At 30.4% G+C, this 21,791-nt stretch carries 20 protein-coding genes; 5 read left to right on the top strand and 15 right to left on the bottom strand.

What is annotated here, in order from left to right:
- Nucleotides 1-561: 561 nt before the first annotated feature.
- Genes GRQ01_RS03720 through dnaK form a run of 3 tightly spaced genes read left to right on the top strand, consistent with a single transcriptional unit; the run spans nt 562 to nt 3,752 of the window.
- Complete coding sequence (locus GRQ01_RS03720; protein ID WP_158334493.1) at nt 562-1,338, top strand: HrcA family transcriptional regulator; 777 nt, start codon at nt 562-564, stop codon at nt 1,336-1,338.
- Entirely contained in the window at nt 1,335-1,862 is a 528-nt protein-coding gene (gene grpE / locus GRQ01_RS03715; RefSeq protein ID WP_203121173.1) for a nucleotide exchange factor GrpE, read from the top strand. Before GRQ01_RS03720 ends, grpE begins: the two co-directional genes overlap by 4 nt.
- Before the next feature lie 21 nt (nt 1,863-1,883).
- Entirely contained in the window at nt 1,884-3,752 is a 1,869-nt protein-coding gene (gene dnaK / locus GRQ01_RS03710) for a molecular chaperone DnaK (protein ID WP_158334492.1), read from the top strand.
- A gap of 125 nt (nt 3,753-3,877) precedes the next feature.
- Here the strand turns inward: dnaK and GRQ01_RS03705 are convergent, their stop codons facing one another.
- The 15 genes from GRQ01_RS03705 to GRQ01_RS03635 form a co-directional block, all read right to left on the bottom strand.
- Complete coding sequence (locus GRQ01_RS03705; protein WP_158334491.1) at nt 3,878-4,081, bottom strand: FkbM family methyltransferase; 204 nt, start codon at nt 4,079-4,081, stop codon at nt 3,878-3,880.
- Nucleotides 4,082-4,363: 282 nt separating this feature from the next.
- Nucleotides 4,364-4,654, bottom strand: a complete 291-nt coding sequence (locus GRQ01_RS03700) for an FkbM family methyltransferase (protein ID WP_158334490.1) — start codon at nt 4,652-4,654, stop codon at nt 4,364-4,366.
- Between the two features lie 2 nt (nt 4,655-4,656).
- On the bottom strand, nt 4,657-5,829 hold the full coding sequence (locus GRQ01_RS03695) for a pyridoxal phosphate-dependent aminotransferase (protein WP_158334489.1): 1,173 nt from the start codon (nt 5,827-5,829) through the stop codon (nt 4,657-4,659).
- Between the two features lie 176 nt (nt 5,830-6,005).
- Nucleotides 6,006-7,850: a biosynthetic arginine decarboxylase gene (speA, locus tag GRQ01_RS03690; protein WP_158334488.1), complete on the bottom strand. Its 1,845-nt coding sequence runs from the start codon at nt 7,848-7,850 to the stop codon at nt 6,006-6,008.
- The gene (gene hisS, locus GRQ01_RS03685) at nt 7,847-9,073 is read right to left on the bottom strand and encodes a histidine--tRNA ligase (protein ID WP_158334487.1); all 1,227 of its coding nucleotides are present in this window, start codon (nt 9,071-9,073) and stop codon (nt 7,847-7,849) included. Before hisS ends, speA begins: the two co-directional genes overlap by 4 nt.
- Nucleotides 9,070-9,648 (bottom strand): dTMP kinase, encoded by a 579-nt coding sequence (tmk, locus tag GRQ01_RS03680; protein WP_158334486.1) that lies wholly within the window; start codon nt 9,646-9,648, stop codon nt 9,070-9,072. The genes hisS and tmk overlap by 4 nt, the downstream gene beginning before the upstream one ends.
- Complete coding sequence (gene coaD / locus GRQ01_RS03675) at nt 9,639-10,115, bottom strand: pantetheine-phosphate adenylyltransferase (RefSeq protein ID WP_158334485.1); 477 nt, start codon at nt 10,113-10,115, stop codon at nt 9,639-9,641. Before coaD ends, tmk begins: the two co-directional genes overlap by 10 nt.
- A gap of 39 nt (nt 10,116-10,154) precedes the next feature.
- Nucleotides 10,155-10,718 carry a UbiX family flavin prenyltransferase gene (locus tag GRQ01_RS03670; RefSeq protein WP_158334484.1) on the bottom strand — a complete coding sequence of 188 codons (564 nt, stop codon included), beginning with the start codon at nt 10,716-10,718 and terminating at the stop codon, nt 10,155-10,157.
- Nucleotides 10,715-11,377, bottom strand: a complete 663-nt coding sequence (flgA, locus tag GRQ01_RS03665; protein ID WP_158334483.1) for a flagellar basal body P-ring formation chaperone FlgA — start codon at nt 11,375-11,377, stop codon at nt 10,715-10,717. Before flgA ends, GRQ01_RS03670 begins: the two co-directional genes overlap by 4 nt.
- A gap of 135 nt (nt 11,378-11,512) precedes the next feature.
- Complete coding sequence (locus GRQ01_RS03660; protein WP_158334482.1) at nt 11,513-12,283, bottom strand: MetQ/NlpA family ABC transporter substrate-binding protein; 771 nt, start codon at nt 12,281-12,283, stop codon at nt 11,513-11,515.
- 34 nt (nt 12,284-12,317) lie between these two features.
- Entirely contained in the window at nt 12,318-13,085 is a 768-nt protein-coding gene (locus tag GRQ01_RS03655) for a MetQ/NlpA family ABC transporter substrate-binding protein (protein ID WP_158334481.1), read from the bottom strand.
- 196 nt (nt 13,086-13,281) lie between these two features.
- A complete protein-coding gene (locus GRQ01_RS03650) occupies nt 13,282-14,193 on the bottom strand; it encodes a methionine ABC transporter permease (protein ID WP_158334497.1) in 912 nt (303 codons plus the stop codon).
- On the bottom strand, nt 14,190-15,200 hold the full coding sequence (locus GRQ01_RS03645; RefSeq protein ID WP_158334480.1) for a methionine ABC transporter ATP-binding protein: 1,011 nt from the start codon (nt 15,198-15,200) through the stop codon (nt 14,190-14,192). The genes GRQ01_RS03650 and GRQ01_RS03645 overlap by 4 nt, the downstream gene beginning before the upstream one ends.
- A gap of 5 nt (nt 15,201-15,205) precedes the next feature.
- On the bottom strand, nt 15,206-17,818 hold the full coding sequence (locus GRQ01_RS03640) for a valine--tRNA ligase (protein ID WP_158334479.1): 2,613 nt from the start codon (nt 17,816-17,818) through the stop codon (nt 15,206-15,208).
- A gap of 39 nt (nt 17,819-17,857) precedes the next feature.
- On the bottom strand, nt 17,858-18,790 hold the full coding sequence (locus GRQ01_RS03635) for a hypothetical protein (protein WP_158334478.1): 933 nt from the start codon (nt 18,788-18,790) through the stop codon (nt 17,858-17,860).
- 123 nt (nt 18,791-18,913) lie between these two features.
- Between GRQ01_RS03635 and GRQ01_RS03630 the strand changes: the two genes are divergently transcribed.
- On the top strand, nt 18,914-20,926 hold the full coding sequence (locus GRQ01_RS03630) for an ATP-dependent helicase (protein WP_158334477.1): 2,013 nt from the start codon (nt 18,914-18,916) through the stop codon (nt 20,924-20,926).
- Between the two features lie 280 nt (nt 20,927-21,206).
- Nucleotides 21,207-21,740 (top strand): thiol peroxidase, encoded by a 534-nt coding sequence (gene tpx, locus GRQ01_RS03625; RefSeq protein ID WP_158334476.1) that lies wholly within the window; start codon nt 21,207-21,209, stop codon nt 21,738-21,740.
- Nucleotides 21,741-21,791: the final 51 nt, after the last annotated feature.

The following is a 21,791-nucleotide window of genomic DNA, read 5'->3' as shown; positions in this document are numbered from 1 at the left end:
TGATGATACTACACCTTACTGGTAGGGGGAAAGTAACTCATTGCGGACTTGTTAGACTGCTTTATTATTCTTAGTTTTTCTTTTTTTTATTTCAATCTTTTAAATTATTATTGTGTAGAGGCTTACAGTTTATTTTATAGTATTTATACTTGTATAATATATTATTATATATTATTTTTATTTTAAAATTGAAAAATTAATTTATTAAATAAAATAAGTTTTATATATTCATAGAATTAAATGGTAATGATGAGAATATGAGTTGAGAAGAGATTGAAGGGATTTTGGAATTTGGTTTTGTTATGTTTATAAGTATTTATTGTGTGTAAAGTGATATATTTAGAAACAAAAAATAAGATTTGTAAAGATATGGTTTATGATTGTTCAATAAAATCCTTTTAAAAATAAAATGTTTATGAGCTATTTTAAAGTGCTTTAGTCATATAGACTAAATAAAATTAAGTTATTTTTTTATATTTATACTTGACAAAATAACACTCAAAGTTGTATAATATGTCTAGCAATTAAAAAATAGAGTGCTAAAGTTTTAAGGAAATAGCGATGAAAAACCAAAATAAAAAGGATTTGATTTTAGATTCTATTATTCAAACCTATCTTTTGGATAATGCGCCTATTGGTTTTAATGAGTTAAATTTAAATCTTTGTATTCCTGCTTCGACTATACGTGTTTATCTTAAAAGACTTAGTGATGAAGGTTTGATTACTCAACTTCATATAAGTAGCAGAAGGATTCCTGCTATTTTGACCATGCAAAATTATTGGCAAAGCGAACAAGATAAAGATATAAATATAAAAAGCGAAGATTTTTTAAAAGAACTTAACAAGCAGTTTGGTATTTATTGTCTTGTTTATGGGGGAAGGAGTTTAGTACTTGAAGAGGTGCTAGATCTTAATGCTAAATTTATAGTGCTTGATTTTAAAGAAGAGCTTGTTTTAAAATATGAAAAAGAAGCTTGGAATTTTTTAAAAAGTCTTATTGGGCTTGATCTTTTTAGTATAGAAAATATAGCTTTTAAAGTTAATTTTGTAGAACTTGTAGAAAAGATTGCGAGTTTAAGGCAAAATTTGATCTATTATAGAAGTAATAAAGAAAGGGCTTACCAAATTTATCAAAATGATGAATTTGTTAAGTTCTTAGATTGTGGCGTTCATCATCATTTTAAAACAAGCCTTGAATTTGAACCCTTATTTAAAGAAGGTTTTATGGGATTGAAGATGGATGCAGAATTTTTGGGCGAGGATGTAAATATTATCTTAGCAGGTAGTGTTTATACTGATTATAAAAAAATCTTACAATACATAAAGGAGGCAGCGTGAGCGATCAAAGGCAAGAATTTGAAGATGAAAATACAGCTAATTTTGATGATTTACAAGATCAAGATTTGCAAAACAATGAAGATGATCAAGGTAAATTGCAAAAAGAATTAGATGAGTTAAAAGATAAATATATGCGTGCAAATGCTGAGTTTGAAAATATCAAAAAAAGAATGGAAAAAGAAAAACTAAACGCTATGGCCTACGCAAATGAAAGTTTTGCTAAAGATTTGCTAGATGTTTTAGACGCTTTAGAGGCAGCATTAAATGTGCAGTGCCATGATGAGATTAGTTTAAAAATCAAAGAAGGAGTACAAAATACTTTAGATTTATTTTTGAAAAAACTTGAAAAACATGGAGTGAGTGTTATTGAAGAGGAAAATGAATTTAATCCTAATTTACATGAAGCTATGTTTCATGTAGAGAGTAAAGATCATCAAAGCGGTGCAGTCGTTCAGGTGCTTCAAAAAGGTTATAAAATATCTGATCGTGTGATTCGGCCAACAAAAGTTAGTGTGGCAAAATAAATTTTAACAAAAGGATAAAAAATGAGTAAAGTTATAGGTATAGATTTAGGAACAACCAATTCTTGTGTTGCTGTATATGAACGTGGTGAGAGCAAAGTAATACCAAATAAAGAAGGTAAGAATACAACTCCTTCTGTGGTGGCTTTTACAGATAAAGGAGAGGTTTTAGTAGGAGATAGTGCTAAACGTCAGGCTGTTACTAATCCTGAAAAGACTATTTATTCTATTAAAAGGATTATGGGTTTAATGATCAATGAAGATGCCGCTAAAGAGGCTAAAAATAGACTCCCTTATCATATTACTGAAAGAAATGGTGCTTGTGCAATAGAGATTGCTGGAAAAATTTATACCCCGCAAGAAATTTCAGCTAAGGTATTGATGAAATTAAAAGAAGATGCGGAAGCTTTTTTGGGTGAGAGTATTGTAGATGCAGTTATTACTGTACCTGCATATTTTAATGATGCGCAAAGAAAAGCAACTAAAGAAGCAGGAACCATAGCTGGCCTTAATGTATTAAGAATTATTAATGAGCCTACTTCAGCGGCTTTGGCTTATGGGCTTGATAAAAAAGATAGTGAAAAGATAGTAGTATATGATTTAGGTGGGGGGACATTTGATGTTACCGTGCTTGAAACAGGGGATAATGTTGTAGAAGTTTTAGCAACGGGTGGTAATGCCTTTTTAGGTGGGGATGATTTTGATAATAAATTGATTGATTTTTTAGTTAATGAATTTAAAGATGAAACAGGTATAAATCTCAAAAATGATGTGATGGCCTTACAGCGCTTAAAAGAAGCTGCAGAAAATGCTAAAAAGGAATTAAGTTCTGCTAATGAAACTGAAATCAATTTGCCATTTATCACTGCAGATGCAAGCGGTCCAAAACATTTGGTAAAAAAAATAACTCGAGCTAAATTTGAAGGCATGATTGATTCTTTAGTAGCTGAAACTATCACTAAAATCAATGAAGTTGTAAATGATGCAGGACTTAAAAAAGACGAAATTAAAGAAATCGTTATGGTGGGTGGATCTACACGCGTTCCTTTAGTGCAAGAAGAAGTAAAAAAAGCTTTTGGTAAAGATTTAAATAAATCAGTAAATCCAGATGAAGTTGTAGCAATTGGTGCGGCAATTCAAGGTGCAGTTATAAAAGGTGATGTTAAAGATGTGCTTTTGCTTGATGTTACTCCGCTTTCTTTGGGTATTGAAACCTTAGGAGGTGTGATGACTAAAATCATAGAAAAAGGCACGACTATCCCGACTAAAAAAGAGCAAGTTTTCTCAACAGCAGAAGACAATCAAAGTGCTGTTACCATTAATGTATTGCAAGGGGAGAGGGAATTTAGCCGTGATAATAAATCTTTAGGAAATTTCAATCTTGAAGGAATTCCGCCTGCACCACGTGGTATGCCACAAATAGAAGTAAGCTTTGATATTGATGCTAATGGTATTTTAACTGTAAGTGCGAAAGATAAAGCAACAGGTAAAGCACAAGAAATTAAAATCACAGGATCAAGTGGACTTAGTGAAGAAGAAATCAATAATATGGTAAAAGATGCTGAACTTCATAAAGAAGAGGATAAAAAACGCAAAGAAGCCATAGATGCTAGAAATTCAGCCGATGCTTTAGCACATCAAGTAGAAAAATCTCTTAATGAGCTTGGGGAAAAAATCCCACAAGGTGATAGGGAAAATATCCAAAAAGCCTTAGATGATTTGCGTGAAACTCTAAAAAATCAAAATGCAAGCAAAGAAGAGATTGAAACCAAAATGAAAGCTTTAAGTGATGTTTCTCATAAATTAGCCGAAAGTATGTATAAAAAAGAGGAGTCAAGCACCACAGATAAGAAGAAAAAAGACGATGATGTGATTGATGCTGAAGTCGAGTAAGTTTTCAAAATCTTCAATCAAGCCTTTTTAAGGCTTGATTATTTTTAAAAGTAATAAAATTAAAATTTTATAATTTATCTTTTTTATTCTAGTTTAAATTAACTTTCATGCAAGTTGTAAAAAGCTTATGGATTGGAAGTTTTTAAATGATTGATCGCAGGATCTTTATAAATAGCTAAGATATTAATTCCACATTGAAAAATTTTATATTCTAAATTTTCTAGTATGTTGATAATGTCTTGAGTATTTGATTTAATGATTTCAATTTGTAAAATAGGTTTAAAAGCTTTAATATGATTTAAACATCCTAATATGACTTCTTGTTCCATGCCTTCTATATCTCTATTTTGATAAAATCTAATCTTTTAAAATTGAAATTGTCAAGTTTTAAGTAAGGAACCTTTTCTTTCTTTTGAGGTATTTGTCCTATGAATTCATTAATGTTTTGTGATTTTAATTCTAGGCTTCCAAAGAAGCCTTTTGAGTATAATCAGGAGTTAAAATTTCAAGTTCATTTTGATTTTTTTCAGGGTTTCCAACGGCTTTTAGCATTAAAGCAATTATTAATTGCTATGTTTCCTGCTAAAGCATAAAAAAGCCTTTCTTGTGCTTCAAAAGCTAAAATTTCTCCTCCCCCCCCCCATTTCTATTGCCCATTTTATAGTGTGAGCACCAATATTTGCACCACAATCTATTGCAAAAATATTGTCTTTATGATATTTTCTACGTAATTTTAAAAGATTAGTGCAAAGATCAATTTCTTCTGGATCAAAACTACCATAATTTAAAAATTGAAAACCAACTCCATAGCTTCCTTGAGGTGTATCATGTCTATCAAGGTGATTAATAATTATAGATCCGTTATTTGTAGCTGCAAGTATAAAAGGTAAAGGTCTTCTCATGATCACTGCTTGTAATTTATAATAAAACGACTTATTCTTTCTAAGCCTTTTTTGATGAGTTCATCGCTTGTAGCATAAGAAAGTCTAAAATATCCATCCATGCCAAAACCAATGCCTGGAACAACAGCGACTTTTTCTTGTTCTAAGAGTTTTTGACAAAATCGCATAGAATTTTTTTCGATTTTTTGTATATTGATAAAAAGATAAAAAGCTCCTTGTGGTTTATAAACGCTAATATTTGGTATTTTGGCTAAGAAGTCTAAGGCTAAATTACGGCGTTTTTCAAAAGCTTGACGCATTTTTTCAATATCTTCATCGCAAATTCCTGTTAAAGCAGGAATGGCCGCGTATTGAGTGATCGCACAGATATTGGAAGTACTTTGGCCTTGGAGTCTTTTTACAGCTGAAATTAAGGCTTTGTTTTTACTAGCCATGTAGCCAAAACGCCATCCTGGCATAGCCCCGCATTTGCTTAATCCATTTATAGTGACAGTACGCTTTAGTGCATCTTCGCTTACGCTTGCAAAGGCAGTGAAATTAATATTATCATAACGCAGTTTTTCATACATTTCATCACTTAAAACTGTGATATTGGTATTTTCTAAAATCTTGGCAAGTTGGATGAATTCTTCTTTGGAATAAATTGAACCTACAGGATTTGATGGGGAGTTTAGTATGAGCATTTTGGTTTTATTTGTGATGGCATTTTGAAGCTGTTTAGGCGTGATTTTAAAACCGTTTTCTTCTAAAGCTTCTATGAAAATAGGTTTTCCTCCTGCAAATTTCACCATTTCAGGATAGCTTACCCAATAAGGAGTAGGGATGATGACTTCATCATCTTTTTGGATTAGGCATTCTATACACTCAAAAAGAGAGTGTTTAGCACCTACATTGGTGATGATTTCATTGGTTTGGTAATCGAGTTGGTTGTCATTTTTAAGCTTGCTTTGTACAGCTTTTAAGACTTCATTGATTCCTGCAACAGGGGTGTATTTGCCACAACCTTTTTCTATAGCAGCTATAGCGGCATTTTTAATAGTTTGTGGCGTATCAAAATCAGGTTCACCCGCTGAAAAGCTTATAACATCTTCACCTTTAGCTTTTAATTCATTAGCAAGTGCAGTAATGGCTAAAGTAATAGACTCTTCTAAAACCTGAGATCTTTGTGTAAGCATTTTTAATCCTTTGTTTTTTGTTTAATTTTAGCAAAAAAATATACTTTTATAATCAATTTGATTGAAAATTAGATCATAATTTTTTATAATGTAGAATTTTGTATTATTTGAGTGTAAAAACTATTATGTATAATAATACATAAAATTTTATGTATTAAAATTCTAGAATTGATTTTTTAGCTTTCTTTTCTACCTATGCTTTTTAAATATCCATTGTCATTTAAAAAAAGATAAAGTTCTCCTAGAATGTGTTTTTTTTGTTTTTCATTGACTAGCTTAGAATTGCCTATGCGTTCATTAAGCTTATTCATAATTGCATGGATATCATAGTCTAAATCTTCAAGGGTATCAAGTATGGATTGAGCTTCTATGATACCTTCTATTTCATAGCCTTTTTCATTGACGCTAACAATAGCTTCAGTAGGATGAGTGAAAAGATTGTGTTTCATTCCTAGAACTTCTTGATAAGCACCTACAAGGAAAAAACCTAAAAAATAATTTTCCTTTTCTACATCTACATCGTGTAAGAATAAAGGCTTGTCTTTAGAATAAGAAATTTCTCCATCACTATCGCAGGTAATATCCCAAATACTTGCACTTCTGCTAGGTTCTTTATCTAAGCGATCAAGAGGCATGATGGGAAAATTTTGTTCTAAACCCCAAAAATCAGGCATGCTTTGAAAAAGTGAAAAATTGACTAAATACCTCTCTTGCACTTCATCTTGTATGGCAAGCAAGTCTGCAGGGTTTTGTTTGTCACCTAAAAGTAAAATAGCTTTTTTTGTGATCAAATGGGTTAAAATTTCTGCATTAGATCGATCTTGTAAATCCACATAGCCTAAGTCAAAAAGGGTTAAGATGCTTTCTAGATGATCTATGCTATCATGAAGGTATTCTAAAGCATTTGAGGATTTGATGCTTTTGTAAAGATCATAAAGCTCATCAATGAGTTTAGGATTTTTTTCCTTGAGTAAAAGCTTGCTTTCTGCATATTCTTGAGAGAATAGTTCTAAAACCGGTGCGATTAAAACAGCATGATTTGCTGCAACAAAACGCCCACTTTCTATGAAAATATCAGGTTCGAGATCTTTTTTTTGTTCTGCGATATTTTTTAAGATAAAAACAACATCATTAGCATATTCTCTTAAGGTGTAATTTCTGCTTTTTTCATTTTTAAACTGTGAGTATTCTACTGCCAAACCACCTCCAAGATTGATAGCTTTTAGATTTTTAGCACCCATTTTTCTAAGTTCTGTATAGATGTTTCCTGCTTCATTTAAGGCTTTTTTTAAAGGATGAATTTCAGTAATTTGAGATCCTAAATGAAAATGTATCATAGTAAATTGATCTAAAAGTTTATTTTGTTTAAGCAAATTTACTGCTTCTATGAGTTCAGTAGAAGTAAGTCCAAATTTAGAATGAATACCGCCACTTTTAGCCCAAATACCAACGCCAGCTGAGTGTAAACGTATGCGCAATCCTATGTTAGGCTTAGGCTTAAAGCGTTCTTTAGCTATGTCAATAATAGCTTCAAGTTCGTTTAGTCCTTCTATGGTTAAAGTGATATTATGCCCCATTTCAGCAGCTATAAATCCTATATTAATAAGTTCTCTGTCTTTAAAACCATTAACGCTAATAGGCGCGCCTTCGTTATTATAAGCCATAGCAAGCAAAAGCTCGGCTTTTGATCCTGCTTCAAGTCCGTAATTATAGTCTTTACCAAGCTTTACAAGATTTTTTACAAAGCCAGGGTATTGATTGACTTTTAGAGGATAGACTGCATTAAAGCCTCCTTTGTAATTGAATTCTTTTCTTGCTTTGCTAAAATTTCCATAAATATTTTCAATTTGTTTTTGGATTAAGTGAGGAAATCTTAAAAGTAAAGGTCCTTTATATCCATCGTCTCTTAATTCTTTTACTATGTCTATGATAGCGGGTTTTTTTTCGTGATTGATGCAAACTTTGCTATTTTTAATAATAAAATTATCATTTCCCCAAATATTAATACCATAATCTCTCATAAAATCTTCTCCAAATCTGCAATTTGAATGCTTTTTTCTTCTTTTTTAATTAGATTTTTATAGAATAAGCTTTGATTTTGTGCTTCCTTTTCTCCCATACAGAGAAAAATTTCAGTATTGTTTTTATCGGCATTTTCAAGATGTTTGGCAAGTTTTTTTGCTTCATAATTTAAAATGACTTGATGTGTTTTTCTTAATTTTGTAGCGATAGTGAAAAGCTTACTAATGTATATTTGATCTAAAGCACAAAGATAGATTCCTGATCTTGATTGGACTTGCTTTTTTTGCTCTAAAATGGACATGATTCTTTCTATACCCATAGCAAAACCTACTCCAAAGCCTTTTTTTCCATCAAGATGCTCAATCAATCTATCATAGCGTCCACCTCCTGCAATGGCAGCTTTAGCACCGATTTCATTACTAATAAATTCAAAAGCCGTTTTAGAATAATAATCAAGCCCTCTGACTAATTTTGCATCGATTTTAAAATCTATATTATTTTCTTTTAATAGTTTTTGTAAAATTTCAAAGTCATTTTGACAAGAAAGACATAAATTCTGATTTAAAAGCGGGGCGTTTGAAAGCAAATGTTGACAATGTTCTTGTTTGCAATCTAGTACGCGGATGGGATTGAGATTTTTCCTGCGTAAACAATCTGGACAAAAACCTTCTTGAGTGTCTAAAAAATGCACTAGTTTTTCACGGTATTTTTGCATACATGTTAAACAACCTAAAGAATTAATAAGAAGTTTGAAGTTAATATCAAGACGTGAAAAAATTTCCACAAGCATTAAAATGATACTTGCATCCTCATAAACGCTAGGGTTTCCAAAACTTTCAACGCCAAATTGATGAAATTCTCTTAAGCGTCCTTTTTGCGGTCTTTCATAGCGAAACATAGATCCGTGATAAAACCATCGTTTTAAAGCATTTGTTTTGTCTAATTTTTTTTCTATGTAGGCACGTACCACTCCTGCTGTACCTTCAGGACGCATGCAAACATGGTTTTGTCCTTTGTCAATAAATTCATACATTTCTTTGCCTACTATATCAGAACTTTCTCCTACGCTTCTTTTAAAAAGGCTGTAAAGCTCTAAATGAGGTATATTAATGAAACTAAATCCGTAGTTTTTAGCAACTTCTTCAGAGGTTTTGATTATTTTTTCATAATAATATGCATCTTTATCTAATAAATCTTTCATTCCTTTTAAGGCATTTATCATTGCACAAATTCCTTTATTTTTTGGTGTAGATGGTCTTTGCTTTGGTTTGCGTCTAGTTTTAAAATTTTTATATTTAGCTTTTGTTTTAAAAAATCTAAAACATTTTCAAGTTTTTCTTGGACTTTTAAAAAATACTCAATGCCGCGTTTTTCTATATGATCTATTTTTTTTTGATCAAGGCGTTCTTGGATGAGTTTTTCATCCCCTTTTAAAAAAATCACTTTTTGTGGGAAAAATTGATTTAAAGCAAAGCCGTTTAAAATAAAGAGCAAATCGTTTTCAAAGTCTTTTGCATAAGCCATACCTGAAATAAAACTTCTATCACTGATAATGAGTTTGTCGCGATTGGGTTTTAAAACTTCTTCAAAATGTTGTGCACGATCTGCTAAAAAAAGTAAAAGTTCGGTCCTTTTGTGGATTTTATAAGTGTTATTAAGTAAAATATTTCTTAAATATTTTCCAAGATCTGTTCCACCTGGTTCAAGTGTGAAAATAGCATCTTTATAACTTGTTTTTAAAAGATCAATTTGTGTGCTTTTTCCTACACAATCTATACCTTCAAACACTACATACAAGCTTCATCCTTTAAAAAGGGTAAAATTTCTTTTGGAACAAGAGAGCTAACATCTCCGCCATAGGCTACAATTGAACGCACTATAGAACTAGATATAAAAGCGTTTTTTAGATTTGGCATTAAATAAATGGTTTCAATCTCTTCCCAAAGGGCGTGATTTGCATAACCAATTTGTAATTCATACTCAAAATCACTTACTGCTCTAAGTCCTCTGATAATGGTATTGATTTTTAATTCTTTGGCTAAATCTACAAGTAAATTATCAAAAGTGATGATTTTAATATTTGCTAAATTTTGCGTGGCAAGCAAGCTTAGTTCTTTGCGTTTATCTAAACTATAACAAGGTTTTTTATGTTCGCTTTTTGCTATGGCTACGATCACTTGATCAAAAATCTTTAAAGCACGCTTGATAACGTCTAAATGCCCATTTGTAATGGGATCAAAAGTCCCAGGATATAAACAAGTCATTCTTACTCCAATTTTTTTTAAAAATATAACAAATTTAAACTAAAAATTTTGCCATTTTTTATATAAATTATGTTTTATTTCTAAAAGATCTAGCCATTTGCCTACAATAAAATTTTCTAAATCTTGTAGATTTTTTACCCCACAATAGCTTGCAAATACAGGAGAGGCTATGATGACATTCATTTGGCTGAGTTTTAACATATGTTCTAAATTAAGTGTGGAAAAGGGCATTTCGCGTACGGCTAAGATGAGTTTTTTTCTCTCTTTTAAGGCTACAGCTGCTGCACGCATTAAAAGTGTGTCGCCAAAGCCTGCATGAATTTTGGCTAAACTTGAAATAGAGCAGGGTGCAATGATAGTTTTTTCTATGCCAAAAGATCCACTTGCTACGCTTAAACTTAAATTATTATCATCTAAAAAATAAGTATTTTTAAATTGTTTTTGGCAGATTTTTTCTAGATTTTGTTTGTTTTCAGCTTGAAAGCTTGCTTTTGATCCTTGGGTTAAAATACAATAAAGTTCGCATTTATTTTCTAAGTTTTTGAGTAATTTTAAGCCTAAATTCACACCACTTGAACCAGAAATTCCTAATAAAATTTTCATTGTATGATTATCCTATTTTTTCCTATGACTATGCCTTGCATGATTTTTCCCTCTTTGTTTTTTGCACGTATTCTTTCTCCCATATTAGCGTTTTCTAAGGCTACAAGTTCGATTAAAACATTGACATTGCCTTCATTTAAAATCCCTATGATAGGATCGTTTCTTCGTATTAAGGTTGTGATTTTAAACATAGTAATTTTTAAAATAGTATTTTTATTGATATTGCTTTTGGCTATGAGATTGTTTACATCATCTAAAGTCAAGGCATTAGAAGGAACTTTATCAAAATCAACAAGTACATTTTCATAATCAAAAGCATCCAGTTTGTCTCCTTTTTTGATAAAGCGTTTGTTTTTTAGTACCTCTAAATTAGCTTGGATAAAATATCTAAAAAATATGTTTTTTTGAATATTTTGTGGAGTTTTAAATTTAGCCCTTAAAAAGCCTTGGGCTTGATTGAAACGCCCCTTGGCTATTCTTAAAAATTCGTATTGTTCAAAGTCTTTTGGTAAGGATGTGATTTTTAAATCAATTTGCGAAATTATAATCTTAGGGAAATTATTTTTAAATTCTTTTTCAAGGGCTGCTTTAACTTCTTCTAAATTAGATGCTTGGGAAAAATTTAATAAAATAAAAAGAGTTAAAAAAATAATTTTCATTTTTATCCCTGTATTAAGTATAAAGGTATTTTACTTTTATAAGTTTAATAAAGCCTTTAAAAATTTTATATCATTAATTATGATTTATAATGAATTTGAATTGTATTATAAAGGCTTTGATATTTTTAAATTAGGCTAAAAAGCAGGGATTAATATATCCTTATAGCGTTCATTGATAAGGGTTTTAAATTTCTGGCTTCTTAGAATTTCATCAATGATTTTGGTTTTAACGCTTTCTTTGTCTTCTAAACGTACTACAATATAATTTACATAAGCACTGTCTTTATCTTCGCGAAATAAAGCATCTTTGCTTGGGTTAAGTCCTATTTCAAGTGCGTAGTTAGAATTAATTATAGCTATATCAACATCGTCTAAAGCTCTTGGAAGTTGTGCAGCTTTTAATTCTATAAATTGAAGTTTTTTAGGATTTTTGTTTATATCAAGCAGGGTTTTAAGGGTATTTTGGCTTAATTCAATTAAGCCTGCTTTTTCTAAAAGCTCTAAAGCCCTGCTTTCGTTAGTGCTATCATTTGGTATAGCGACTTTAGCACCTTCTTTGAGTTTGTTTAAATCATTGATTTTTTTACTATAAATTCCTATAGGAGCTATAATCACAGGCGTTGTTGCAATGAGTTTAGCACCTCTTTTTTGATTATAGGCTTGTAAAAAAGGCTTGTGCTGGAATAAATTAGCATCAAGTTCTTTTTCTTCTAAGGCACGATTAGGTAAAATATAGTCTGAAAATTCTATGATTTTAAGTTCATATCCTTTATTTTTAAAATCATCTTTCATAAGTTCTAATAAGGTGCCAAAAGGATTTGGTGTTGCTCCTATAGTGATGCTTGATGCTAATAAATCAGATAAAACCATAATAGAAATAAAAAAGATAAATCGAAATAATTTCATAAAAACTCCTGTGATAAAATCCTAAAGGATTTGTTTAAAAGGCAGGTAAAACCGAACCTTTGTATTTTTCTATGATAAAGTTTTTGACTTTATCGCTTTGTAGTGCTTTTGCTAGGGCTTTGATTTTTGCATCGTTTTCATTTCCTGTTTTAACTACTAAAATATTGGCATAAGGACTTTGCTTGTCTTCTATAAATACACTGTCTTTTGCAGGATTTAAATTTGCAGAAAGTGCGTAATTAGAATTGATTACAGCAAAATCAACATCGTCTAAAGCTCTTGGAAGTTGTGCAGCTTTTAATTCTATAAATTGAAGTTTTTTAGGATTATAGGTGATATCAAGGGGAGTTTTTAAGGCTTTATCTTGAAATTTCACTAAGCCTTTTTTTGCAATGATGTCTAAGGCTCTGCTTTCATTAGTAGGATCGTTAGGAATGGCTATTTTTGCTCCTTGTTTGATATCGTCTAAGCTCTTATATTTTTTAGAATAAACTGCCATAGGTTCTATGTGGACGTTGATTACTTTTGTGAGTTTAGTGTGTTTGCTTTTGTTAAATTCTTCCAAATAAGGCGTGTGTTGAAAAAAATTAGCATCAACTTCACCGCTATCCACGGCTAGATTAGGTAAAACATAATCTGTGAATTCTTTGATTTGAAGTTTATATCCTTGCTTTTGTAATTCTGGTTTTACTTGTTCTAAAATTTCAGCATGTGGAACAGGTGTAGCTGCAACTGTGATGGTTTCTTCGGCATGTAAGCCAAGGCTTAGTATACTTGCTATGATTAAAGCTTTGAATTTCATTTTTTTCCTTTTTTAGTCATTTTGTGCTTGCTTTATCTTATCAATTTCACTCTGACTATCAGGAAGAAGTATATAAAAACTTAAATTGATAGTCAGACTAACGCATCTGAGACATCATTATTTATCCTTTCTAAACTTTTAGCCAAGATTGTACTTAAAAAAACTTATATTTAGTTTAAAATAAGTTACAATTTCCTTATTTTTTAAGAATTTTATAAATAAAATACATTATAAGCAAAACTACAACAATAATTTGTCCCAAGAAATTTTCTTCATTATTGATATTAATGATTATATTGATTGTAAATAAAGTTAATAAGGTAGCAATAATATATAAAATTTTGTTGCTTTTGGCCCAAGTGTAAAATAAATTGCCTAGAATTTGAACAATTTGAACTAATACAAGCAAGATGATTACAGTTTGAATCATTACTTCTTTATTAAACCTCTCATAGCCATAGCGTATTGCCACATCGCCTAAGCCTCCACCACCAACAGCTCCGGCAAGAGCTGAAAAGCCTATAGTAAAAATCAAGGTTAAAGTAAGACCACTGATGATCGCAGGAAGTGCTTCATTAAAAATCACTTTAAATATGATTTGTATATCAGTAGAACCATAGCTTTTTGCTGCTTCTATAATGCCTTGATCGATTTCTTTAAAAGCTCCTTCAAGCATTTTAGCTAAATAGGGTGCTATTCCTATGGCTAGAGGGACTATAGCAGCGTTTGTACCTATGCTAGTGCCTACTAAGATTTTAGAAAGAGGTAGAAGTACAACCATAAGTATAAGAAAAGGAAAAGCACGCAAAATATTTGTAATGAAATCTAAAATGCCATAAGCAAGTTTGTTTTCTTTAATGCCATTTTTATTCCAAATAGCTAGTAAAATACCTGGAATGATAGCTAATAAAAAGCCAAAAAATACAGCCATTAAACTCATATAAACAGTTTCGTTTAAAGCAGGTTTTAAGATATTATCATAGTTTTTACCAAAGCTTGTAATAGTATTTAAGCTGAATTCTTTTATGTCTTCCCAAGAAAAATCATTGAAAAACTGCGAGATTCTATGGTAAAAAGCATTGAAAATAGAGTGATTTTCTTCGCTCATGATGCTATCTCCCATAATACCCCGCTTTTTTCTATGTAATCAAGAACTTTGTTTTTATCTTTTTGATCTATGTTTATGACTAAATTCCCTAAAGCTTTTCCATTGAGTTTTTCAATTTTACCCCAAACTATATTAAAGTCAATATCTAGTGTTCTTGCCATATGGGTGATGATGCTATTTTCTGCCACTTCTTTTGGAAAGTAAAGCTTAATATTAAGTCCGTGTTGAGGCAAGAAATCGTTTTCGCCTAAGAATTTTTTCATCTTCTCACTAGGTTTTAAAAAAAGCTCTTCAATAGCACCGCTTCCTATAATTTGTCCGTTTTCAAGCAATAAAGCTTTTTGTGCTATGTCTTTTACAACATCCATTTCATGAGTGACTAAAACAACGGTGATACCAAATTCAGCATTGATTTTGGAAATAAGTTCTAAAATATTTTTTGTGGTATTAGGATCAAGGGCTGAAGTTGCTTCATCGCTAAGTAGAATTTTTGGGTTTAAAGATAAGGCTCTAGCAATGGCTACGCGTTGTTTTTGTCCTCCGCTAAGTTCTTTAGGGTATGCTTTATTTTTATGGCTAAGTCCTACGATTTCAAGCAAAGAATTTACTTTTTGAGTTAATTCTTTTTCACTCATGTATTCTTTAGCTAAAAGTTTGGCATAAAATTTACATTGAGTATAGTGCGTTCTTAAAGGCATAGCAACATTTTCAAATACATTTTTGCGCTCCATTAAAGCAAAATTTTGAAAAATCATGCCTATGTCTTTTCTTAGCATTCTTAATGCTTTTGGGTTTTTTTGGCTTAAGTGTTTGATTTCATGATCAAGCACTTTTAAGCTGCCTTCTTGATAGTTTTCAAGTCCATTAATACACCTTAAAAGTGTGGACTTTCCAGCTCCACTATGTCCTACAATGGCGTAGATTTCCCCTTTTTTAATATCTAAAGAAACATCATTAATAACAAGTTCCTTGCCATAATATTTTTTTAAATTTTTTATTTTTATCAAAATTTTTAACCTCTTAAATTTTCAAGTTCAATGGATATTTTTTCAAGTTGAATTTTTAAATTTGCTAAAGCATTTTTGTTTTGTTCGACTACATCTTTAGGTGCATTGGCAATAAATTTTTCGTTTGAAAGCATGCAATTAAGTTTAGCACTTTCTTTTTCAAGTTTGTTTTTTTGATTTTCAAGTCTTGTTAAAATACCCTTTAAATCTACATTTTCAAGTGTGATGAAAATTTCTAAATTTTCACTGACATCGCATATTGCTTTTGGCAGTTTTTCTTCGCTAAATTCTATTTGTTCGCATTTAGCAAGCATTGTGATAAAATGCATATAAGATTTTAATGTGTTTTGCATTTTTATATCAGATAATTTGATGTAAGCTTTTTGTATTTTAGAATTTCCTAGATCAATTAAGCTTTTAGCACGACGTATACTGATGATACTTTCTACGAGTAAAGAAAAGATTTTTTCTATATTTTTATCTTGTGGAATGAATTTTGGATATTTGCTTATCATTATAGATGGACTAGTTTGGAGTGTTGTAGCACTTAATTTATGGTATAAATACTCACTAATAAAAGGCATAAAAGGACTAAGAAGTTTTAAAGCTTCTTTAAAAATGCTTCCTAGTTCTTTAATGCTTGATTTTTCAGCCTTGCTAAGTTCTATACCCCAATCACAAAAATCATCCCAAAAAAACTTATAAAGTGTATTTGCTGCATCATTAAAACGATAATTATCTAAATTGTCCCTGAGGTCTTTAACACAGGTTTGAAAGCGGAGATAAATATATTTTGCAAGTTCTGATTGGAGTTGAATATTTTCTAAATTTTCAAATTGATTTTCATTTAAAAGTAGGTAATTTGCCGCATTGTAAATTTTGTTTGTGAAATTTCTTACTTGCAATAACTTATCATTGCTAAGTTTAATATCGCGTCCTTGTATACAAAGTAAAGCTAAACTAAAACGTAAAATATCTGCACTGTATTCTTTAATGCTTTGATTAGGATCAATGACATTTCCAAGGCTTTTACTCATTTTTCTGCCTTGTTCGTCTTTGACAAGAGCGTGTAAATAGATGTGTTTAAAAGGAAGTTCATTTAAGGCATTAGTGCTTTGAAACATCATCCTTGCTACCCAAAAAAACAAAATATCAAAACCAGTGATTAATAAAGAATTAGGATAAAATTCTTTTAAATCATTTTCAAACCAAATTTTATTTTTACCCCAATTTTCATTTCCCCATCCTAAGGTACTCATAGCCCAAAGGCCCGATGAAAACCAAGTGTCTAATACATTTTGATCTTGTTTGAAATTTTGACTTTGACATTTTGGGCAAGCTTTTGGTGTGTGTTCACTCGCCCATTCATGAGAGCATTCGCAATAATAAACAGGAATTTGATGCCCCCACCATAATTGTCTTGAAATACACCAATCTTTTAAATCTTTCATCCATGCATTAAAACTATTGATCCAATGATGAGGATAAAATTTGCTTTGATCTTGCGCGACTTTTTTTATGCTTTCTTTAGCGATTTCTTTTTTTACAAACCATTGTTTAGATATATAAGGTTCTACAATATTATTACAACGATAGCAATATCCTACTTGATGATGGTATTCTTCTATTTTTTCTATAAAACCTAATTCTTCTAGTTTAGCTACAATTTTCTCTCTTGCCTCTAAGCGTTCTAAACCTTGAAATTCCAAACAAGCTTCATTTAAAATGCCTTTTTCATCAAAGACATTAATAAATTCTAAATCATGCCTAAGGCCTACTTCATAATCATTCATATCATGTGCAGGAGTGACTTTTACAACCCCTGTTCCAAATTCTTTTTCTACGTGTTTATCGGCTATGATTTTAATGGCTTTATTGCTTATAGGTAAAAGAACTTCTTTGCCTATAAAGTGAGCATAGCGATCATCATCAGGATGTACCATGATGGCACTGTCGCCAAAAAAGGTCTCAGGGCGTGTTGTAGCTACAACCAAAAATTCATCACTGTCTTTTAAAAAATATTTAATATAATAAAGCTTGCCTTTATTTTCCTTGTATTCTACTTCTATATCGCTTAAAGCGCCATCATGAGTGCACCAATTTATCATATAATTTGCTTGTATGATGAGTTTTTTATCATACAGATCAACAAAGGCTTTTTTTACCGCATTAGCTAAACCTTCATCCATAGTAAAACGCAAACGACTCCATGCAGGAGTGATGCCTAGCGTTTTCATCTGGTCTAAAATTTTCCCACCGCTTTGTTCTTTCCATTTCCAAACTTCTTCTATGAATTTTTCCCTTCCTAATTCTTCTTTTTTGATACCTTGAGCTAGAAGTTGTTTTTCTACGACATTTTGCGTGGCAATACCAGCATGATCAAGTCCTGGTTGGTAAAGTACTTTATAACCATCCATTCTTTTATAACGAGTGATAATATCTTGCAAGGTAAAGGTTAAAGCATGTCCTATATGTAATACCCCTGTAACATTAGGCGGGGGCATCATGATGCAGAAATTTTTATCTTTTTCTTGCAAGTTTTTATTTCCGTCAATTTCGAAATATCCTCGTTCTTCGCAAATTTGATAATATTCTTTTTCTAAATTTTTATCATACATTGGATTTCTTTAAATTGTTTTATTTAAAAATTCTTATTCTTAAACAGAAGTGATTTCTATAATTTCGCAAAATGGAAAAAAGTATTGTGCTGTATCAAGCCCTGTTTTTAAGCTTTTTATGTGTTTAGAAAATTCACTTCCTATGCCATCTTTTTTAATTTGAAGTCTTAGCCTTTTTAAAATTTCCTCACGTGCTACGTGTCGGTTTAATTCTTCTGGATTATCTAAATAAGCCCTTAATTGTTCTAAATTTATATATTTATAAGCTTTTTTCATGTTTGAAAAAATAATGTCTTTATTATAAATATTGAGTTTCATTTCGCCTTTTGGTAGCATTTTGACAAAGACACTTAAATAATAGTCTTTAGACCGATCTTGTATAGTGCTTAGCATATTTTTTAAAAGATTGATTCTGTATTGACTAAGAAATTTCCCATCTAAAATATAAACTTTCATATTTTTTGTGCTAAGCTTTGGCTCTAGACGACTATTTTTCCCTATAGTTAGGTATTCTTGGGCTGCACTTAGCTTTTTATTTTGTTTTACTTGTTTGTTTTGAGTTTGTTTTTTTTCCAAAGTTTTTGGGTTTTTATGAATTTCTTTTTCAGTTTGGTTGTTTATTAGATTTGCTTTTGTTGTATCTGGATTTTCTTGGTTTTGATTGCTTGTATTGTGGTCTTTGTGTAGGTTTTCTTGAATTTGATTATTTGCCATTGTGTCATTAATAGGATTTTGATCTTGTTTTGGTGGTATGATTTCTTTGCTAGTGTTTAAATCATATGAGGAATTATTATGGATTTTATTTGCAATATTATCATTATGAGTATAGGATTTTTGTTCAAAATAATCATGAGTGTTTGAGGTATAATTTTTTGGCTTGGAATATTCAAAAAGATAAAAATAAGTGCCTCCAAGTATTGCAACCACGCTAATTAAAGCACCAAAAATAATAGCAAAAATTTTAAAATTCATTGTTATCCCTTAGCATAAAATATAAAATATTTTTTATTATACTATAATCTAATATAAAGTAATTTTAAATTTTTATATTTTTAAGCAATTTTTTTCTATAATTTGGCTTTTTTAAGGAAAAAAATGCCATTTTCACATTTAAATAAAGAGCAATATCTGGCTGCTACTGCGAATTTTGGACATAATCTTATAATTGCAAGTGCAGGGACAGGTAAAACTTCTACTATTGTCGCAAGGATTTCTTATCTTTTAAATCAGGGTGTTGATCCTAGAAAAATCATGCTTCTTACTTTTACTAATAAAGCTAGCAAAGAAATGATAAGGCGTTTGGGAAGGTTTTTTGATAAAAATATTACTAGTAAAATACTTGCAGGCACTTTTCATAGTATGGCTTATACTTTGCTTAAGAATGCAAATAAAGATATTGTTTTAAAGCAGGCAAGTGAGCTTAAAACTTTATTAAAAAGCGTGTATGAGAAAAGAACTTTTATGCATTTAAGCGATATTAAGCCTTATCAATCTAGCTATTTATATGATCTTTATTCTTTGTTTCAAAACAAAGCTTATGAGCAAGATTTTTATACTTGGTTTTGTCAAAATTATCAAGAACAAAGTGTTTATGCTGAAATTTATGAAGATATTTTAAAAGAATATGATAATGAAAAAAAACGTTTTAATTATTTAGATTTTAATGATTTGCTTATTTATCTTAAAGAACTTTTAAAAGATCAGCAATATGAATTTGATGAGATCTTAGTGGATGAATATCAAGATACAAATACTTTGCAAAGTTCTTTAATCGAAGCTTTTGATAGTAAAAGTTTGTTTTGCGTGGGAGATTATGATCAAAGCATTTATGCTTTTAATGGAGCAGATATTAATATTATTGGAGGGTTTAAAGAACGCTTTAAAGATGCGCAAATTTTTTCTTTAAATAAAAATTATCGTTCATCAAAAAGTATTTTAGCTTTAGCTAATAAAGTTATTTTAAATAATGAAAGATTGTATCCTAAAGAACTTATTGTTACTAGAAATGATGATTTTAAAGTACCTTCTTTACTTGTTTTTGAAGAATTATTTGATCAATATCAAAATATAGCTAAAATGATACTTACAAGCGGGGTGAAACTAGAAGAAATTGCTGTGATTTTTCGCAATAATTCTAGTGCAGATGGTGTTGAAGTGGCATTAAGAGAACAGGGCATTGCAAGTGTGAGAAAAGGAGGCGGAAGTTTTTTTGAAAGTTTGGAAGTAAAAGCCTTTAGTGCTATGCTTGCTCTTGTTGTTAATCCTAAAGATATTATGGCTTTTATCCATTTGGTTCAGTATACTAAAGGTGTTGGAGGTGTTTTGGCAAAAGAAATTTTTGATGCGCTTTTAAAACTAGGGCATGGAAGCTTGATAAAAGGCTTTTTAGATCCTGATAAAAGCGTGAATTTACAAAATCATCAAAAAAGAAATTATCAACTTGGACTTTTTGCAGATTTAGAAGAATTAGCCAATGAAAATCGCTTTCACTTTGAGAGTGAATTTCATGCTCATCCTATTTTAAAACTTTCAAAAATCAATGAACTGTGTGCTAAAAATTTAGAGAAAATTTATTTTTTTCTTAAAAAAGCCATAAAATCAAAGCATTCTTTAGCTTTGATTTGTTTGATTTGTGAAAATTCTTTTTATAAAGAAATTTGTGAAGAACTTGCTATTAAAAGAGCGACAAATAAAGCAGGGCAGGTTGATTTATTAAGGAAAAATGAAAATTTAGATAAAATACAAACTAAATTTAATGTTTTAAAAGAATTAGCACAGCATTATGGTGATATCCATAAATATTATAATTTTCTTACTTTGGGTGCTAATGAAATGAGTAGCGGCAAAGGGGTGAATTTATTAAGTGTGCATGCAAGTAAAGGCTTAGAATTTGAACTTGTTTTTATTATAGATTTGGTGCAAGGACGCTTTCCTAATCAAAAGCTTATGAGTATGGGTGGAAGTTTAGAAGAAGAAAGAAGACTTTTTTATGTTGCGGTTACTAGGGCAAAAAATATACTTTATCTTAGTTATGCTAAATATGATAAGAATAAAAAAAGTTCTTTTGAGCCTTCTTGTTTTCTTATAGAAGCAGGGTTTTGTAAATAAGCTTAAAGAGTTTTTAAAAATAATTTCGCATCCAAAGATAAAGGTATTGTTAATATAAATAAATTTTTAAAATATTTAAAAAATAAAACATTAAATATAAAATAATTTTATTCTTTTGTAAATACTCATTATATTAAGAGCTAAAAGATATCTAAAATTCTCGTATAATTTGATAAAAAACAAAAAAATAAAATAATAAAATAATTAATATTTATAAGATATAATTAATCTTGAACATTAAATTATGATAATGTTTAAATTATGACTAAAAGGAAATAAAATGGATTCAGTAAATTTTAAAGGAAGTCCTCTCAAGCTTAAAGGTACTTCATTAGAACTTGGACACGATGCGCCTAAAATAGTACTTAAGACTAAAGATTTAAGCACAATTGAAATTGGTGCTGCGGGTAAAACGCAAATTGTTTTAAGCGTTCCTAGTTTAGACACACCAGTTTGTGCTAATGAAGCAAGAGAATTTAATAAAAAAGTAGCAAGCTATCAAAATGCTGAAGTTATTGTTGTAAGTATGGATTTACCTTTTGCTATGGGTAGATTTTGTACTACAGAAGGTATAGAAAATTTAAGTGTTGCTAGTGATTTTGTTTCTAAAGAATTTGGTGAGAAATATGGAGTGTTGATCGCTGAAGGTGCTTTAGAAGGACTTTTAGCTCGTGCTGTATTTGTGATTAAAGAAGGTAAAATAGTCTATAAAGAACTTGTAGATGAGATCACTCAAATGCCAGATATTGCTAAGCTTGATGCTTTTTTAGCTGGTGGAACAAGTTGCTGCGGTGGCGGTTGTGGTTGTCATTGATTAAAGGCCCTATAAAGGGCTTTATTTCATTGTTTGTAATTTTTAAAATCT

It is taken from the genome of Campylobacter bilis, assembly GCF_016806695.1.
GTDB classification, from domain to species: Bacteria; Campylobacterota; Campylobacteria; order Campylobacterales; family Campylobacteraceae; genus Campylobacter_D; species Campylobacter_D bilis.
Note: the sequence above shows the minus strand (reverse complement) of the source record. Positions and strands in the feature narration are given on the sequence as shown.

Excerpts from the sequence above, each read along its gene's own strand:
- GRQ01_RS03640 (WP_158334479.1), bottom strand. The coding sequence starts at position 17,818 with ATGTATGATAAAAATTTAGAAAAAGAATATTATCAAATTTGCGAAGAA.
- flgA (WP_158334483.1), bottom strand. The coding sequence starts at position 11,377 with ATGAAAATTATTTTTTTAACTCTTTTTATTTTATTAAATTTTTCCCAA.
- GRQ01_RS03660 (WP_158334482.1), bottom strand. The coding sequence starts at position 12,283 with ATGAAATTATTTCGATTTATCTTTTTTATTTCTATTATGGTTTTATCT.
- GRQ01_RS03700 (WP_158334490.1), bottom strand. The coding sequence starts at position 4,654 with ATGAGAAGACCTTTACCTTTTATACTTGCAGCTACAAATAACGGATCT.
- GRQ01_RS03695 (WP_158334489.1), bottom strand. The coding sequence starts at position 5,829 with ATGCTTACACAAAGATCTCAGGTTTTAGAAGAGTCTATTACTTTAGCC.
- speA (WP_158334488.1), bottom strand. The coding sequence starts at position 7,850 with ATGAGAGATTATGGTATTAATATTTGGGGAAATGATAATTTTATTATT.
- GRQ01_RS03635 (WP_158334478.1), bottom strand. The coding sequence starts at position 18,790 with ATGAATTTTAAAATTTTTGCTATTATTTTTGGTGCTTTAATTAGCGTG.
- GRQ01_RS03705 (WP_158334491.1), bottom strand. The coding sequence starts at position 4,081 with ATGGAACAAGAAGTCATATTAGGATGTTTAAATCATATTAAAGCTTTT.
- GRQ01_RS03720 (WP_158334493.1), top strand. The coding sequence starts at position 562 with ATGAAAAACCAAAATAAAAAGGATTTGATTTTAGATTCTATTATTCAA.
- coaD (WP_158334485.1), bottom strand. The coding sequence starts at position 10,115 with ATGACTTGTTTATATCCTGGGACTTTTGATCCCATTACAAATGGGCAT.
- GRQ01_RS03670 (WP_158334484.1), bottom strand. The coding sequence starts at position 10,718 with ATGAAAATTTTATTAGGAATTTCTGGTTCAAGTGGTGTGAATTTAGGC.
- GRQ01_RS03650 (WP_158334497.1), bottom strand. The coding sequence starts at position 14,193 with ATGAGCGAAGAAAATCACTCTATTTTCAATGCTTTTTACCATAGAATC.
- tpx (WP_158334476.1), top strand. The coding sequence starts at position 21,207 with ATGGATTCAGTAAATTTTAAAGGAAGTCCTCTCAAGCTTAAAGGTACT.
- hisS (WP_158334487.1), bottom strand. The coding sequence starts at position 9,073 with ATGATAAATGCCTTAAAAGGAATGAAAGATTTATTAGATAAAGATGCA.
- GRQ01_RS03630 (WP_158334477.1), top strand. The coding sequence starts at position 18,914 with ATGCCATTTTCACATTTAAATAAAGAGCAATATCTGGCTGCTACTGCG.
- GRQ01_RS03655 (WP_158334481.1), bottom strand. The coding sequence starts at position 13,085 with ATGAAATTCAAAGCTTTAATCATAGCAAGTATACTAAGCCTTGGCTTA.
- dnaK (WP_158334492.1), top strand. The coding sequence starts at position 1,884 with ATGAGTAAAGTTATAGGTATAGATTTAGGAACAACCAATTCTTGTGTT.